General features: G+C 42.8%; 14 protein-coding genes. 10 read left to right on the top strand and 4 right to left on the bottom strand.

Annotated elements, in window-relative coordinates:
- The first annotated feature begins 135 nt into the window (after positions 1–135).
- Complete coding sequence (sstT, locus tag RN80_RS03930; protein ID WP_060627647.1) at positions 136–1,341, top strand: serine/threonine transporter SstT; 1,206 nt, start codon at positions 136–138, stop codon at positions 1,339–1,341.
- A gap of 67 nt (positions 1,342–1,408) precedes the next feature.
- Positions 1,409–2,362, top strand: a complete 954-nt coding sequence (locus tag RN80_RS03925; protein ID WP_060627646.1) for an aromatic acid exporter family protein — start codon at positions 1,409–1,411, stop codon at positions 2,360–2,362.
- A 662-nt stretch (positions 2,363–3,024) separates the two neighbouring features.
- Here RN80_RS03925 and RN80_RS03920 read toward each other — a convergent pair.
- Complete coding sequence (locus tag RN80_RS03920) at positions 3,025–4,569, bottom strand: peptide chain release factor 3 (RefSeq protein WP_001025437.1); 1,545 nt, start codon at positions 4,567–4,569, stop codon at positions 3,025–3,027.
- A 212-nt stretch (positions 4,570–4,781) separates the two neighbouring features.
- Here RN80_RS03920 and gatC point away from each other — a divergent pair, with 212 nt between their 5' ends.
- The 8 genes from gatC to nusB all read left to right on the top strand — a co-directional run bounded on the left by gatC (position 4,782) and on the right by nusB (position 11,647).
- Positions 4,782–5,084, top strand: a complete 303-nt coding sequence (gene gatC / locus RN80_RS03915; protein ID WP_060627644.1) for an Asp-tRNA(Asn)/Glu-tRNA(Gln) amidotransferase subunit GatC — start codon at positions 4,782–4,784, stop codon at positions 5,082–5,084.
- A complete protein-coding gene (gene gatA, locus RN80_RS03910) occupies positions 5,084–6,550 on the top strand; it encodes an Asp-tRNA(Asn)/Glu-tRNA(Gln) amidotransferase subunit GatA (protein WP_060627642.1) in 1,467 nt (488 codons plus the stop codon). The genes gatC and gatA overlap by 1 nt, the downstream gene beginning before the upstream one ends.
- Positions 6,550–7,992, top strand: a complete 1,443-nt coding sequence (gatB, locus tag RN80_RS03905) for an Asp-tRNA(Asn)/Glu-tRNA(Gln) amidotransferase subunit GatB (protein WP_060627640.1) — start codon at positions 6,550–6,552, stop codon at positions 7,990–7,992. The genes gatA and gatB overlap by 1 nt, the downstream gene beginning before the upstream one ends.
- 87 nt (positions 7,993–8,079) lie before the next feature.
- The gene (locus tag RN80_RS03900) at positions 8,080–9,045 is read left to right on the top strand and encodes a zinc-ribbon domain-containing transport protein (protein ID WP_060627639.1); all 966 of its coding nucleotides are present in this window, start codon (positions 8,080–8,082) and stop codon (positions 9,043–9,045) included.
- Positions 9,046–9,054: 9 nt separating this feature from the next.
- On the top strand, positions 9,055–10,176 hold the full coding sequence (locus RN80_RS03895) for an SPFH domain-containing protein (protein WP_060627637.1): 1,122 nt from the start codon (positions 9,055–9,057) through the stop codon (positions 10,174–10,176).
- 81 nt (positions 10,177–10,257) lie between these two features.
- A complete protein-coding gene (gene efp / locus RN80_RS03890) occupies positions 10,258–10,818 on the top strand; it encodes an elongation factor P (protein ID WP_000568643.1) in 561 nt (186 codons plus the stop codon).
- Between the two features lie 21 nt (positions 10,819–10,839).
- Entirely contained in the window at positions 10,840–11,229 is a 390-nt protein-coding gene (locus RN80_RS03885) for an Asp23/Gls24 family envelope stress response protein (protein WP_000510575.1), read from the top strand.
- Complete coding sequence (gene nusB / locus RN80_RS03880; protein WP_060627635.1) at positions 11,222–11,647, top strand: transcription antitermination factor NusB; 426 nt, start codon at positions 11,222–11,224, stop codon at positions 11,645–11,647. The genes RN80_RS03885 and nusB overlap by 8 nt, the downstream gene beginning before the upstream one ends.
- Before the next feature lie 220 nt (positions 11,648–11,867).
- Here the strand turns inward: nusB and RN80_RS03875 are convergent, their stop codons facing one another.
- The 3 genes from RN80_RS03875 to accC are packed head-to-tail and all read right to left on the bottom strand — an operon-like array spanning position 11,868 to position 14,902.
- Positions 11,868–12,635, bottom strand: coding sequence for an acetyl-CoA carboxylase carboxyl transferase subunit alpha (locus RN80_RS03875; protein ID WP_060627633.1), 768 nt, complete (start codon positions 12,633–12,635; stop codon positions 11,868–11,870).
- Positions 12,632–13,498 carry an acetyl-CoA carboxylase, carboxyltransferase subunit beta gene (gene accD / locus RN80_RS03870; RefSeq protein ID WP_020902990.1) on the bottom strand — a complete coding sequence of 289 codons (867 nt, stop codon included), beginning with the start codon at positions 13,496–13,498 and terminating at the stop codon, positions 12,632–12,634. Before accD ends, RN80_RS03875 begins: the two co-directional genes overlap by 4 nt.
- Before the next feature lie 36 nt (positions 13,499–13,534).
- Positions 13,535–14,902 (bottom strand): acetyl-CoA carboxylase biotin carboxylase subunit, encoded by a 1,368-nt coding sequence (accC, locus tag RN80_RS03865; RefSeq protein WP_000488685.1) that lies wholly within the window; start codon positions 14,900–14,902, stop codon positions 13,535–13,537.
- Positions 14,903–14,912: the final 10 nt, after the last annotated feature.

Raw genomic sequence — 14,912 nt, 5'->3', positions numbered from 1 at the left:
TTATTATACCATACTTTCACAAGTGATGAATCTCCATAAATATTCAAAAATAATAGCAAAAATAGACAGAAAATTCTTGATTTTAGTTCATATTTATACTATAATCATAAACATTACACAACAAAGGAAATTGTTATGAAAAAATTCATTCATGCTTGGAATAAGGCAAGCCTAATCAAACGGATTTTGATTGGCATGCTTATTGGAGGAACCCTAGGACTGACACTTCCTAACATTTCAGGAATTGGTTTACTTGGAGATCTCTTTGTTGGTGGCCTTAAAGCCATCGCACCCATTCTAGTCTTTGCCCTCGTTGCTAACGCCCTTTCCCAACATCAAAAGGGCCAAGATAGCAATATGAAAACGGTCATCTTCCTTTACTTGGTGGGAACCTTTGCAGCTGCACTTATCGCTGTACTAGCAAGTTTCATCGTACCTGTTGAAATTACCCTAAATAGTGCTAATACCGATATTGCTCCACCAGATGGGATTGGACAAGTCCTCAGCAACCTCTTGCTCAAACTGGTTGACAACCCAGTCAATGCCCTTGTCACAGCCAACTACATCGGTATCCTATCCTGGGCAGTTGTTTTCGGGATTGCTATGAGAGAAGCCAGCAAAAATAGTAAAGAATTGCTGAAAACCATAGCTGATGTGACTTCTAAGATTGTCGAATGGATTATCAACCTAGCTCCATTTGGTATCCTTGGTCTTGTCTTCAAAACCATCTCTGATAAGGGAATCGGAAGCCTCGCTAACTACGGAATCTTGCTTGCCCTCTTGGTGACAACTATGTTCTTTGTCGCTCTGGTTGTCAATCCATTGATTGCCTTTCTCTTTATGAAGAGAAATCCTTATCCCCTCGTTTGGAAATGTTTGCGTGTCAGCGGTGTTACAGCCTTCTTTACTCGTAGTTCTGCGGCGAACATCCCTGTCAACATGAAACTTTGTCACGACCTTGGACTAGATCCAGATACCTATTCGGTTTCTATCCCACTCGGTTCTACTATCAACATGGCTGGGGCTGCGATTACCATTAACGTTCTAACCCTTGCTGCAGTAAATACTTTGGGAATCCCTGTTGACTTTGCGACAGCCTTTGTCCTCAGTGTGGTAGCAGCTATCTCAGCCTGTGGCGCTTCTGGTATTGCGGGCGGTTCCCTCCTTCTTATCCCAGTTGCTTGTAGCCTTTTCGGTATTTCTAACGATATTGCCATGCAAGTTGTTGGGGTTGGATTTGTGATTGGGGTCATCCAAGATTCATGCGAAACAGCTCTCAACTCTTCAACAGATGTCCTCTTTACTGCCGTTGCCGAATACGCGGCAGCCCGTAAAAAATAACTCATAAAGGCAAGCCTGCTCAGGTCTTGTCTTTTCCGCTTTTATTCTAACTTACTAGGAAATCCTTATGTCTATTAGCCAACGTACGACCAAGCTCATCTTAGCTACCTGTCTTGCCTGCCTTCTTGCTTATTTTCTCAATCTCTCCTCAGCTGTCTCGGCTGGAATCATCGCCCTCTTGAGCCTATCCGATACCCGTAGAAGTACCTTAAAACTGGCCCGAAATCGGCTCTTTTCCATGCTTCTAGCTTTGGTTATCGGAGTTCTGGCTTTTTACTTGAGCGGATTTCATATCTGGAGCCTTGGCCTCTATCTTGCCCTCTACGTGCCTCTAGCTTATAAGATGGGCTGGGAAATTGGCATCACACCAAGCACTGTTTTGGTTAGCCACCTCTTGGTACAAGAGTCAACCTCTCCAGACCTCCTAGTCAATGAATTCCTTCTCTTTGCTATCGGTACAGGATTTGCCTTGCTTGTCAATCTCTACATGCCTTCACGAGAAGAGGAAATTCATCACTACCACACATTGGTAGAAGAAAAGTTAAAAGATATTCTCCAGCGCTTCAAATATTATTTATCCAGAGGGGACGGACGCAACCGAGCACAGCTGGTTGAAGAATTGGACACCCTTTTGGAAGAGGCACTCAGACTAGTCTATTTGGATCACTCTGACCACCTCTTTCACCAAACCGACTACCATATCCACTATTTTGAAATGAGACAGCGACAAAGTCGTATCCTGCGAAATATGGCCCAGCAAATCAACACCTGTCACCTAGCTGCCAGTGAAAGCCTAATTTTGGCCCAACTCTTTTCAAAAATTGCCGGTCAACTGAGCCAGACCAATCCTGCTTCTGATTTGCTAGATGAAATTGAACGTTATCTGGAAGTCTTCCGTAACCGCAGTCTGCCCAAGACAAGAGAAGAATTTGAAACCCGCGCCACGCTCCTCCAACTACTACGTGAAGCCAAAACCTTCATCCAAGTAAAAGTTGACTTTTACCAAAAATATGGACAGTAAAAAAGAAAACTTCAGACCAATCACAAAAGGTGAATATCTGAAGTTTTCTTTTATTTGTAAGTTATCACCATAAAGGTTAATAGTAAAATAAATAAGGCTTAATATTCAACATCTTTTTATAGAATGCTGAGATAAAATACTGCAAAGTTTGCAGTATTATTATCCACTACACGGAGTTTTGCAAATCGAGTCTATTTGCCAAACGGAGTTAGTAAAACAGTTACCGCTTCCTTACCATTACGACGGAAAAATCCACGAATCAATATCATTCGCGGACTTTTACTAGTGAAGCGTTTAGGTAGACCGTCATAGCGGTTACCTATTATTAGATTACGACACTGAGTTTTACGAAGCGACAATATTCGTAAAACTTTACTAGTGGAGCGCCCAGCCAAGTTCCATAGAAACTTGGCGTTAGTTACTTAGATTGTTACACAATCAAATACATTTACTGAACTACGACACGGAGTTTAGCAAATCGATTCTATTTGCCAAACGTAGTTAGTAAGGCAGTTAGCTAGACTACTTCCTACCAGTTACGACGGAAAAATCCACGAATCGATAATATTCGTGGATTTTTCCTAGTGAAGCGTTTAGGTAAGCCGCCATAGCGGTTACCGTCAAATGACAGCAACTTTATGTTGCTAGTCATTTGTAACGATTTACATCTTCTCCTCTAACTCTACATCTGGATACTTGTCCGCAAACCAGCGGAGGGCAAAGTCATTTTCAAAGAGGAAGACTGGCTGATCGAAACGGTCTTTGGCCAAGATATTTCGGCTTGATGACATCCGTTCATCCAAGTCCTCGGGCTTGATCCAACGAACGGTCTTTTTACCCATTGGGCTCATGACTACTTCCGCATTGTACTCGCCTTCCATGCGGTGTTTAAAGACTTCAAACTGGAGTTGACCTACAGCGCCTAGCATATACTCGCCTGTTTGGTAATTCTTATAAAGCTGAATGGCACCTTCTTGCACCAATTGCTCAATCCCCTTGTGGAAGGATTTCTGCTTCATGACATTCTTAGCAGAAACTTTCATGAAAATCTCAGGTGTAAAGGTTGGCAGTGGTTCAAATTCAAACTTGTTTTTCCCAACTGTCAAGGTATCCCCAACTTGATATGTACCTGTATCGTAAACCCCGATAATATCACCTGCCACGGCATTGGTCACATTCTCACGACTTTCCGCCATAAACTGAGTAACATTCGAAAGTTTAGCACCCTTACCAGTACGAGGCAGGTTAACACTCATACCACGTTCAAATTCACCCGATACGATACGTACAAAGGCAATACGGTCACGGTGACGAGGGTCCATATTGGCTTGGATTTTAAAGACAAATCCTGAGAAATCTTTATCATAAGGATCCACAATTTCACCATCTGTTTTCTTATGACCATGAGGTTCCGGAGCAAACTTAAGGAAGGTTTCAAGGAAGGTCTGCACACCAAAGTTTGTCAAAGCTGAACCGAAGAAGACAGGTGTCAATTCTCCAGCCAGAATAGCTTCCTCTGAAAACTCATTCCCAGCTTCATTTAAAAGTTCAATATCATCCTTGACTTGCTCGTAGAAAGGATTGCTACCAAAGAGTTTGTCCCCGTCTTCTAGACTGGCAAAACGCTCATCCCCTTTGTAGAGCTCCAAGCGTTGGTTATAGAGGTCATAGAGCCCTTCGAAGGCTTTCCCCATCCCAATAGGCCAGTTCATCGGATAGCTAGCAATGCCCAAGACTTCTTCCAATTCTTGCAAGAGGTCCAGTGGCTCACGACCGTCACGGTCCAGCTTATTCATAAAGGTAAAGACCGGAATTCCACGGTGTTTGACAACTTCAAACAATTTCTTGGTTTGGGCCTCGATACCCTTGGCAGAATCCACAACCATAACTGCAGCATCCACCGCCATCAAGGTACGATAGGTATCTTCTGAAAAGTCCTCATGCCCTGGCGTGTCGAGGATATTCACACGCTTGCCATCATAGTCAAACTGCATCACAGATGAAGTCACCGAAATCCCACGTTGCTTCTCGATATCCATCCAGTCAGACTTGGCAAAAGTCCCTGTTTTCTTTCCTTTTACGGTACCAGCCTCACGAATCTCGCCCCCAAAGTAGAGCAACTGCTCAGTGATGGTTGTTTTCCCCGCGTCCGGATGGGAGATGATGGCAAAGGTACGACGTTTCTTAATTTCTTCTTGAATATTCATAAGTTCTCTTTCTTTGATTCTCTATTTTTCTTGTTCCAATAGCTAAGAATGATTTCTCCATTGGATTTTACCATTCCTTTCAACACTCCATTATATCGGATTTTGCCATTTTTTTCAATTTCTATTTCTTTTCACTTCCCCCTCCCTTATTTATAGGAAAATATGGTAAAATAGAACAGACTAAAAATCATCATTTCACGAAAGGATGCAAGATGAAAATTACGCAAGAAGAGGTAACACACGTTGCCAATCTTTCAAAATTAAGATTCTCTGAAGAAGAAACTGCCGCCTTTGCGACAACCTTATCTAAGATTGTTGACATGGTTGAATTGCTGGGCGAAGTTGACACAACTGGTGTCGCACCTACTACAACTATGGCTGACCGTAAGACCGTACTCCGACCTGATGTGTCCGAAGATGGAACAGACCGTGATCGCTTGTTTAAAAACGTACCTGAAAAAGACAACTACTATATCAAGGTACCAGCTATCCTAGACGATGGAGGAGATGCCTAATGACTTTTAACAATAAAACCATTGAAGACTTGCACAATCTCCTTGTCTCTAAGGAAATTTCTGCAACAGAATTAACCCAAGCAACACTTGAAGATATCAAGTCTCGAGAGACAGCTATCAACGCTTTTGTTACCATCGCTGAAGACCAAGCTCTTGCTCAAGCTAAAGCTATTGATGAAGCTGGAATTGACGCTGATAATGTCCTTTCAGGAATTCCACTTGCAGTTAAAGATAATATCTCTACTGACGGTATTCTCACAACTGCTGCCTCAAAAATGCTCTACAACTACGAGCCTATCTTTGATGCGACTGCGGTTGCCAATGCTAAAGCTAAGGGTATGATTGTTGTTGGAAAAACAAACATGGACGAATTTGCCATGGGTGGTTCAGGTGAGACTTCCCACTACGGAGCAACTAAAAATGCTTGGGACCACAGCAAGGTTCCTGGTGGTTCTTCAAGCGGTTCAGCTGCAGCTGTAGCCTCAGGACAAGTCCGCTTGTCACTTGGTTCTGATACTGGTGGCTCTATCCGCCAACCTGCTGCCTTTAACGGGATTGTTGGTCTCAAACCAACCTACGGAACAGTTTCTCGTTTCGGCCTCATTGCCTTTGGTAGCTCATTAGACCAGATTGGACCTTTTGCTCCTACTGTTAAGGAAAATGCCCTCTTGCTCAATGCGATTGCCAGCGAAGATGTCAAAGACTCTACTTCTGCCCCTGTCCGCATTGCCGACTTTACTTCAAAAATCGGTCAAGACATCAAGGGCATGAGAATTGCTTTACCTAAGGAATACCTAGGCGAAGGGATTGACCCAGAGGTTAAGGAAACAATCTTGAACGCGGCCAAACACTTTGAAAAACTTGGTGCTATCGTCGAAGAAGTCAGCCTGCCTCACTCTAAATACGGAGTTGCCGTTTACTACATCATCGCTTCATCTGAAGCTTCATCAAACTTGCAACGTTTTGACGGTATCCGTTACGGCTACCGCGCAGAAGATGCAACCAACCTTGATGAAATCTATGTAAACAGCCGTAGCCAAGGTTTTGGTGAAGAAGTGAAACGTCGTATCATGCTAGGTACTTTCAGCCTTTCATCAGGTTACTACGATGCTTACTACAAGAAAGCTGGTCAGGTCCGTACCCTCATCATCCAAGATTTCGAAAAAGTCTTCGCGGATTATGACTTGATTTTGGGACCAACTGCTCCAAGTGTTGCCTATGACTTGGATTCACTCAACCACGATCCAGTTGCCATGTACTTGGCTGACCTCTTGACTATCCCAGTAAACCTGGCAGGTCTCCCAGGAATTTCGATTCCAGCTGGATTCTCTCAAGGGCTCCCTGTCGGACTCCAATTGATTGGTCCTAAGTACTCTGAGGAAACCATTTACCAAGCTGCTGCTGCTTTTGAGGCAACAACAGACTACCACAAACAACAACCCGTGATTTTTGGAGGTGATAACTAATGAACTTTGAAACAGTCATCGGACTTGAAGTCCACGTAGAGCTCAACACCAATTCAAAAATCTTCTCACCCACTTCTGCCCACTTTGGGAATGACCAAAATGCCAACACTAACGTGATTGACTGGTCTTTCCCAGGAGTACTTCCGGTTCTCAACAAGGGTGTTGTCGATGCCGGAATCAAGGCTGCTCTTGCCCTCAACATGGACATCCATAAAAAGATGCACTTTGACCGCAAGAACTACTTCTACCCTGATAATCCTAAAGCCTACCAAATTTCTCAGTTTGATGAGCCAATCGGTTATAATGGTTGGATTGAAGTCGAGCTAGAAGACGGTACGACTAAGAAAATCGGTATCGAACGTGCCCACCTAGAGGAAGACGCTGGTAAAAACACCCATGGTACAGATGGCTACTCTTATGTTGACCTCAACCGCCAAGGGGTGCCATTGATTGAGATTGTATCTGAAGCTGACATGCGTTCTCCTGAAGAAGCCTACGCTTACCTAACTGCCCTCAAGGAAGTTATCCAGTATGCTGGTATTTCTGACGTTAAGATGGAAGAAGGTTCTATGCGTGTGGATGCCAATATCTCCCTTCGCCCTTATGGTCAAGAAAAATTCGGTACCAAAACTGAGTTGAAGAACCTCAACTCCTTCTCAAACGTTCGCAAAGGTCTTGAATACGAAGTTCAACGTCAAGCTGAAATCCTTCGCTCAGGTGGTCAAATCCGCCAAGAAACACGCCGCTACGATGAAGCCAACAAGGCAACTATCCTCATGCGTGTCAAGGAAGGTGCTGCAGACTACCGCTACTTCCCAGAACCAGACCTACCACTCTTTGAAATCTCAGACGAGTGGATTGAGGAAATGCGGACTGAGTTACCAGAGTTTCCAAAAGAACGCCGAGCTCGCTACGTCTCTGACCTCGGCTTGTCAGACTACGATGCTAGCCAGTTAACCGCAAACAAAGTCACTTCTGACTTCTTTGAAAAAGCTGTTGCCCTCGGTGGCGATGCCAAACAAGTCTCTAACTGGCTCCAAGGGGAAGTCGCTCAGTTCTTGAATGCTGAAGGCAAGACACTAGAACAAATCGAATTGACACCAGAAAACTTGGTTGAAATGATTGCCATCATCGAAGACGGCACTATCTCTTCTAAGATTGCCAAGAAAGTCTTTGTCCACCTAGCTAAAAATGGCGGTGGCGCGCGTGAATACGTGGAAAAAGCAGGTATGGTTCAAATCTCAGATCCAGCTGTCTTGATTCCAATTATCCACCAAGTCTTTGCCGATAACGAAGCCGCAGTTGCCGACTTCAAGTCAGGCAAACGCAACGCAGATAAGGCCTTTACAGGCTTCCTTATGAAAGCAACCAAAGGCCAAGCCAACCCACAAGTTGCCCTTAAACTCCTTGCCCAAGAATTAGCGAAGTTGAAAAATGAGTAACTCATTTAAAGTATAACTGACACTAGACTGCTAAAAAATTAGCAGTTCTGATGGCTTGCAGTATGCATTCATATAGTTAGGAGACATATGAAAAAGTTATATACTCTTCTCACCACCTGTTTACTACTCCTTTTCGTTACACCGATGCAATCCATCGATGCAGGGGTAGGACATTCTCGAAGTGGTAGCTCTAGCCATAGTAGCTCCAGTTCAAATGGTAGCCGAAGCCGTTCCAGTAGAAGTAATAGCGGTAGTTCTTCCTACAGAAGTAGCTACAGTTCTGGAGACGGTTCCTATAGTTCGAGTTACTCTGAGCAAGAGTTGTACGGAATTGTAGTCTTTTTAATAGGTGTTTACGTAGTTGTCTTAGTTCTAAAGAATAAAAGTAATCAAAGCTTATCAGAAAAATCCTATAGTAGCGCTACTGTATATAATCCCCAAAACCATCGTCGAGTTGAACACAATACATTAGCTACTAGTCGTGTTAAATATGGCGATCCAAACTTTGATGCCGATGCTTTCGCTTCATGGGTTAAAGAAGTCTATATTCAGTTACAGGCAGCCTGGACTAAAAAGGATTGGAATTTGGCTCGCTCTCTTGAAAGTACCAGCCTTTATTCCCAACATAGTATACAACTCGAAGATCATATCCGGGCGAAAACAACCAATGTTTTAGAAAAAGTCTATGTTGAAAATGTTCGCATTAAAGATTTCTACGAAAATCCTGATGGTAACGATACCCTTGTTGTGATCTTGTCATCTACACTCAGGGACTATGTCATTGAAGACCAAAGCAAACGTGTCATCGAAGGTGATCCTCAAGAGGACTTGTTTACAGTCTATCAAATGAACTTTATCCGTAAACACGGAAGTCAAACTGAACTAAATGTCAGTGATGAAGCCATCAGTGACCACTGTCCAAACTGTGGTGCCCCATTGAAAATCTCTGCTATCAGTAAATGTGACTATTGCGATGCTGATCTAACACGCAGTCCAAACCAATGGGTACTCGATACCTACGATGTTGTGGATGAAGACGAACTTTATAATTAGGAGGAAATTATGGGATTTATTCGTGCCGCCCTATCTTCAGGGCTTAATAGTTTCAACGATAGCAAATTTAAAGAAGCTATTGTTCTTCCAAATAACCTAACAGCTGATGCCTTGGCCATTAAAGGACAACTTCTTACAAAAGATCCTGACAGCACTTCTAGACAAAGCAACCAAAATACTGGACTTTTAACAGATGGTTCCGTAGTCATTGTTCCACAAGGTTATGTAGCTATTCTTGTCAACAACGGAACCTTCCTTGGCGATGTCTTAGAAGCTGGTAGCCACGAATGGCGTTCTGAAGATAATGCCTGGCTTCTTGAAAAGGGTGGTATAAAGGGTACTTGGGAAAATTTCAAAAACCGCTTCTCTTTTGGTGGTCAAGTCATTACCCAACAGGAAATCATCTTTATCCGTATGCAACCCATCGCAGGTAATAAATTTGGTACTCAAAACGCCGTAGAGTATTTCAGTGAACGCTATCAACAATTGCTCAATATTCGTTTCTACGGCTTGTTTGATATCAAAGTTGCTGATCCAGTCCTATTTTATGTCAGCTCCATCAGTCAACAAATTGAAGATCATAGAGCATTTACCCTGAAAGATATCGCTCAGGGAACTCTCAGACAAAATATCTCTCCTAAAATTGCTATTGCAATCGCCAAATTTACAAACGAAAACCGAGTTGATATCTATAGTCTTAATGCCAATCAAGATACTTTCAACGATCTAGCAAAACAAGAAGTTAACAAGGTATGGACTGGACTTTACGGAATTGAAACAACCAACATCCTGCTTGAAGATTTGAGCTATGACCAAGAAAGCTTGAATATTATTCGTAAACTTGATAGCGAACTAGTCGCTATGAAATACAATACGATTGAGATTGAAGAACGTCGTGCCCGTAACGAAGCTCTCATCGTTGCTGCAAACAATGAAGGCAACGGCAATGGTATGAACATAATTATGGGAATGAATCTGGGACAAACGCTTGGCGGGCAACTCAACCAACAAACTCAAGCTCCTATTCAAAATAATGGGCAAACTGCAAGTAAGAACTTTTACATCGAGGTAGACGGCAAGTATGTTCTCGTAACCAAAGATGAAGAAGGAAATATCGTACCTGTCAACTAACTCAAGTTAATCTGATATTTGAGAATTATTGCGTTTTATGGTACAATAAAGAGTAACAATATTTATTAAAGAGGTAAAAACATGATTGAAGCAAGCAAATTGAAAGCTGGTATGACATTTGAAACTGCAGACGGAAAATTGATCCGCGTTTTGGAAGCTAGCCACCACAAACCAGGTAAAGGGAACACGATCATGCGTATGAAATTGCGTGATGTCCGTACTGGTTCTACATTTGACACAAGCTACCGTCCAGAAGAAAAATTCGAGCAAGCTATTATCGAAACTGTCCCAGCTCAATACTTGTACAAAATGGATGAAACTGCCTACTTCATGAACACTGAAACTTACGACCAATACGAAATCCCAGTCGTAAACGTTGAAAATGAATTGCTTTACATCCTTGAAAACTCTGATGTTAAAATCCAATTCTACGGAACTGAAGTAATCGGTGTAACTGTACCAACTACTGTTGAATTGACAGTAGCTGAAACACAACCATCTATCAAAGGTGCTACTGTTACAGGTTCTGGTAAACCAGCAACTATGGAAACTGGACTTGTTGTTAACGTTCCAGACTTCATCGAAGCTGGACAAAAATTGATCATCAACACTGCAGAAGGAACTTACGTTTCTCGTGCCTAATCTCTAGAAAGAGGTCATTCTATGGGAATTGAAGAACAATTTGGCGAAATCGTTATCGCTCCACGTGTACTTGAAAAAATCATTGCCATCGCAACTGCTAAAGTTGATGGTGTCCATTCATTTTCAAATAAATCCGTATCTGATACCCTATCAAAACTCTCTCTTGGTCGTGGCGTCTACTTAAAAGAAAGCAACGAAGAACTAACTGCTGACATCTATCTCTACCTTGAGTACGGTGTAAAAGTACCAAAAGTGGCTCTTGCTATTCAAAAAGCAGTAAAAGATGCTGTCCGTGATATGGCCGATGTGGAACTTGCTGCTGTCAACATCCATGTTGCAGGAATCGTTCCTGACAAGACACCAAAACCTGAGTTGAAAGATCTATTTAACGAGGACTTCCTCAATGACTAGTCCATTATTAGAATCTAGACGCGAACTTCGTAAATGCGCTTTTCAAGCTCTTATGAGTCTTGAATTCGGCACAGATATGGAAACAGCTTGTCGCTTTGCCTACACACATGACCGTGAAGATGAAGATGTACAAATTCCTGCCTTTCTTCTGAACTTGGTTTCTGGTGTTCAAGCTCAAAAAGACGAGTTGGATCAACAAATCAACCAGCACCTCAAGTCAGGCTGGACAGTTGAACGCTTGACCTTGATCGAAAAAAACTTACTACGCTTGGGTATCTTTGAAATCACTTCATTTGATACACCTCAGCTGGTAGCAGTCAATGAAGCCATTGAACTTGCCAAGAATTTTTCAGATCAAAAATCAGCCCGCTTTATCAACGGACTGCTTAGTCAATTCGTAACTGAAGAAAATGAATAATCAAAAAGGTGTTTGGTATTCCCAAGCACCTTTTGACTTTCTCATCAACACAGAAAGATCCACATAAAAACTAGAACTGACTACCAGTTCTAGTTTTTTGCATGTTCTAAAGAATTATACTCAATGAAAATCAAAGAGCAAACTAGGAAGCTAGCCGCAGGCTGTACTTGAGTACGGCAAGGTGAAGCTGACGTGGTTTGAATTTGATTTTCGAAGAGTATTAGTATTTTCTAAATCGTTGGTAACGTTCTTCCAACAACTCTTCTAACGATTTTTGTGAAAGTCTAGCTAGCTCAGCTTGAAGTTCTTTTTTAACATTCTTAATCAGTTCTTTACTAGAAAGTCCTGCTTCAGAAATCACCTTGTCCACCACGTCCATTTCTAACAGTTCGTGTGAAGTGATTTTCATCAGTTCTGCCGCTTCCATGGCACGACTGCCATCTTTCCATAGAATGGAAGCAAAACCTTCTGGACTGAGAATGGCATAGATAGAATTTTCCAGCATCCAAACACGGTCTGCGACTGCTAGAGCCAGAGCCCCACCAGAACCACCTTCACCGATAATGATAGCAATAATAGGAACTTTCAAATCACTCATTTCCATGAGATTGCGAGCAATAGCTTCTCCCTGTCCGCGTTCTTCTGCTCCGACACCAGGATAGGCACCTGCTGTGTTGATAAAGGTCACTACTGGACGGCCAAACTTTTCAGCCTGTTTCATCAACCGTAGGGCCTTGCGGTAACCTTCTGGATGCGGTTGACCAAAATTCCGTTTAAGGTTATCTTGTAAACTCTTGCCTTTTTGGATACCAACCACTGTTACAGCTTGGTCCCCAAGCCAGCCGATGCCACCAACAACTGCACCATCATCACGAAAAGAACGGTCACCGTGTAATTGGATAAAGTCATCAAAAATGCTTGTTGCAAAGTCCAAGGTTGTCAAGCGACTCTGCTCACGCGCTTCTCTGACTATTTTTGCAATATTCATCTAGGACTCCCTCCATGCAATCTGACTAGGCTTGCAATCGTATCTGGCAAATCTCTTCTTTTGACGATAGCATCCACAAAACCATGTTCCAATAGGAATTCTGCCTTTTGGAAATCCTCAGGCAAGCTTTCACGAACTGTATTTTCAATGACACGACGCCCAGCAAAACCAACCAAACTTTGTGGTTCAGCCAGAATGATATCACCTTCCATAGCGAAAGAAGCTGTCACACCACCTGTCGTTGGATCTGTCAAAATGGTCAGGTAAAAGAGACCAGCATTAGAATGCCGTTTAACTGCTGCAGAGATCTTGGCCATCTGCATGAGACTCATGATTCCTTCCTGCATACGGGCTCCACCAGAGGCTGTGAATAGAACAACTGGCAATTTTTCGACAGTCGCATACTCAAACAAACGAGTGATTTTCTCACCTACAACCGTACCCATAGAAGCCATGATAAAGTTGGAATCCATAATCCCAAGAGCCACAGTCTGACCTTTTATAAGAGCTGTTCCTGTCACAACGGCTTCGTCCAGACCAGTTTTTTCACGCATAGTTGCTAGTTTTTTTTGATAGCCAGGGAAATGCAAGGGATCCTTGCTTTCAATCCCTGTAAACAATTCCTTGAAGGTTCCCATATCAATCGTCAAAGCCAAGCGTTCTTGGGCAGAAATACGAAAAGTGTAGCTACAATGTGGACAGATACGCTCACTTCCCAGATCCTTCTGATAAATGGTATGCTTACAGCCTGGACACTGAGAGAATAATTCATCTGGAACCTCTGGCTTAGCTTGAGGTTTTTCCCTAACCGAACGATTGGGATTGATTCGAATATACTTATCTTTTTTACTAAATAGAGCCATTGATTCCCCTTTTCGGTTTAAACTCTTGAAGTCATTTTATTCTTTTTCTTGATACTTGGGTAAGAAGGTTTCCATCAAGAAGGAAGTATCATAATCCCCAGCAATGACATTGCGATCTGAAATGAGGTCAAGCTGGAAATCTGCATTGGTCTGCACTCCTTCAATCTCTAATTCATAGAGGGCACGTTGCATTTTCATCAAGGCATCAAAACGATTTTCACCATGAACGATGATTTTAGCAATCATACTATCATAATAAGGTGGAATGGTATAGCCTGGATAAACTGCTGAATCCACGCGCAAGCCAACTCCACCACTTGGCAGATGGAGATTGGTAATCTTACCTGGACTAGGAGCAAAGTTGAAGGCTGGATTTTCTGCATTGATACGACACTCGATGGCATGACCTCGTAGGACAATATCTTCTTGCTTAACAGAAAGAGGCTGACCTGCCGCAATGCGAATCTGTTCCTTAACGATATCCACACCTGAAACAAATTCTGTTACTGGATGTTCTACTTGTACACGAGTATTCATCTCCATAAAATAGAATTTACCACTGGCTTCATCAAGAAGAAACTCAATGGTCCCTGCATTTTCATAGCCAACAGACTCTGCAGCTCGAACAGCAGCAGAACCAATTTCATTGCGTAGCGTTTTTCCGATTGCAATCGAAGGACTTTCTTCTAAAACCTTTTGGTTATTCCGTTGAAGAGAACAATCCCGTTCCCCCAAGTGAATCACATGTCCATGCTCATCTCCTAGGATTTGAACCTCAATGTGACGAGCTGGATAGATAACCCGTTCAATGTACATGGCACCATTGCCATAATTGGCCTTAGCTTCACTAGAGGCCGTTTCAAAGGCTGAAACGAGGTCTTCTGGTTTTTCAACCTTACGAATCCCTTTACCACCTCCACCTGCTGAAGCCTTGAGCATAACAGGGTAGCCAATTTTTTCAGCAACAATCAAAGCTTCTTCAGAGTTATGCACTTCTCCATCCGAACCTGGAATGACAGGCACACCTGCTTTGATCATCTGAGCACGCGCATTGATTTTGTCTCCCATCATATCCATGACATGACCAGATGGACCGATAAACTTAATCCCCACCTCTTCACACATGGTTGCAAATTTGGAATTTTCACTGAGAAATCCGAAACCTGGGTGAATGGCTTCTGCCTCAGTCAAGACTGCAGCTGATAGAACTGCATTAATATTGAGATAAGACTCTGTAGGCTTACCAGGACCGATACAAACTGCTTCATCTGCTAAAAGCGTATGCAGGGCTTCCTTATCAGCAGTTGAATAAACCGCCACCGTTGCGATCCCCAATTCACGCGCCGCACGGATAATTCGAACCGCAATTTCACCACGATTGGCAATTAAAATTTTTCGAAACATGGAGAACCTC

The organism is Streptococcus mitis (genome assembly GCF_001281025.1).
In the GTDB taxonomy this organism is placed as follows: Bacteria; Bacillota; Bacilli; order Lactobacillales; family Streptococcaceae; genus Streptococcus; species Streptococcus mitis_AK.
Note: the sequence above shows the minus strand (reverse complement) of the source record. Positions and strands in the feature narration are given on the sequence as shown.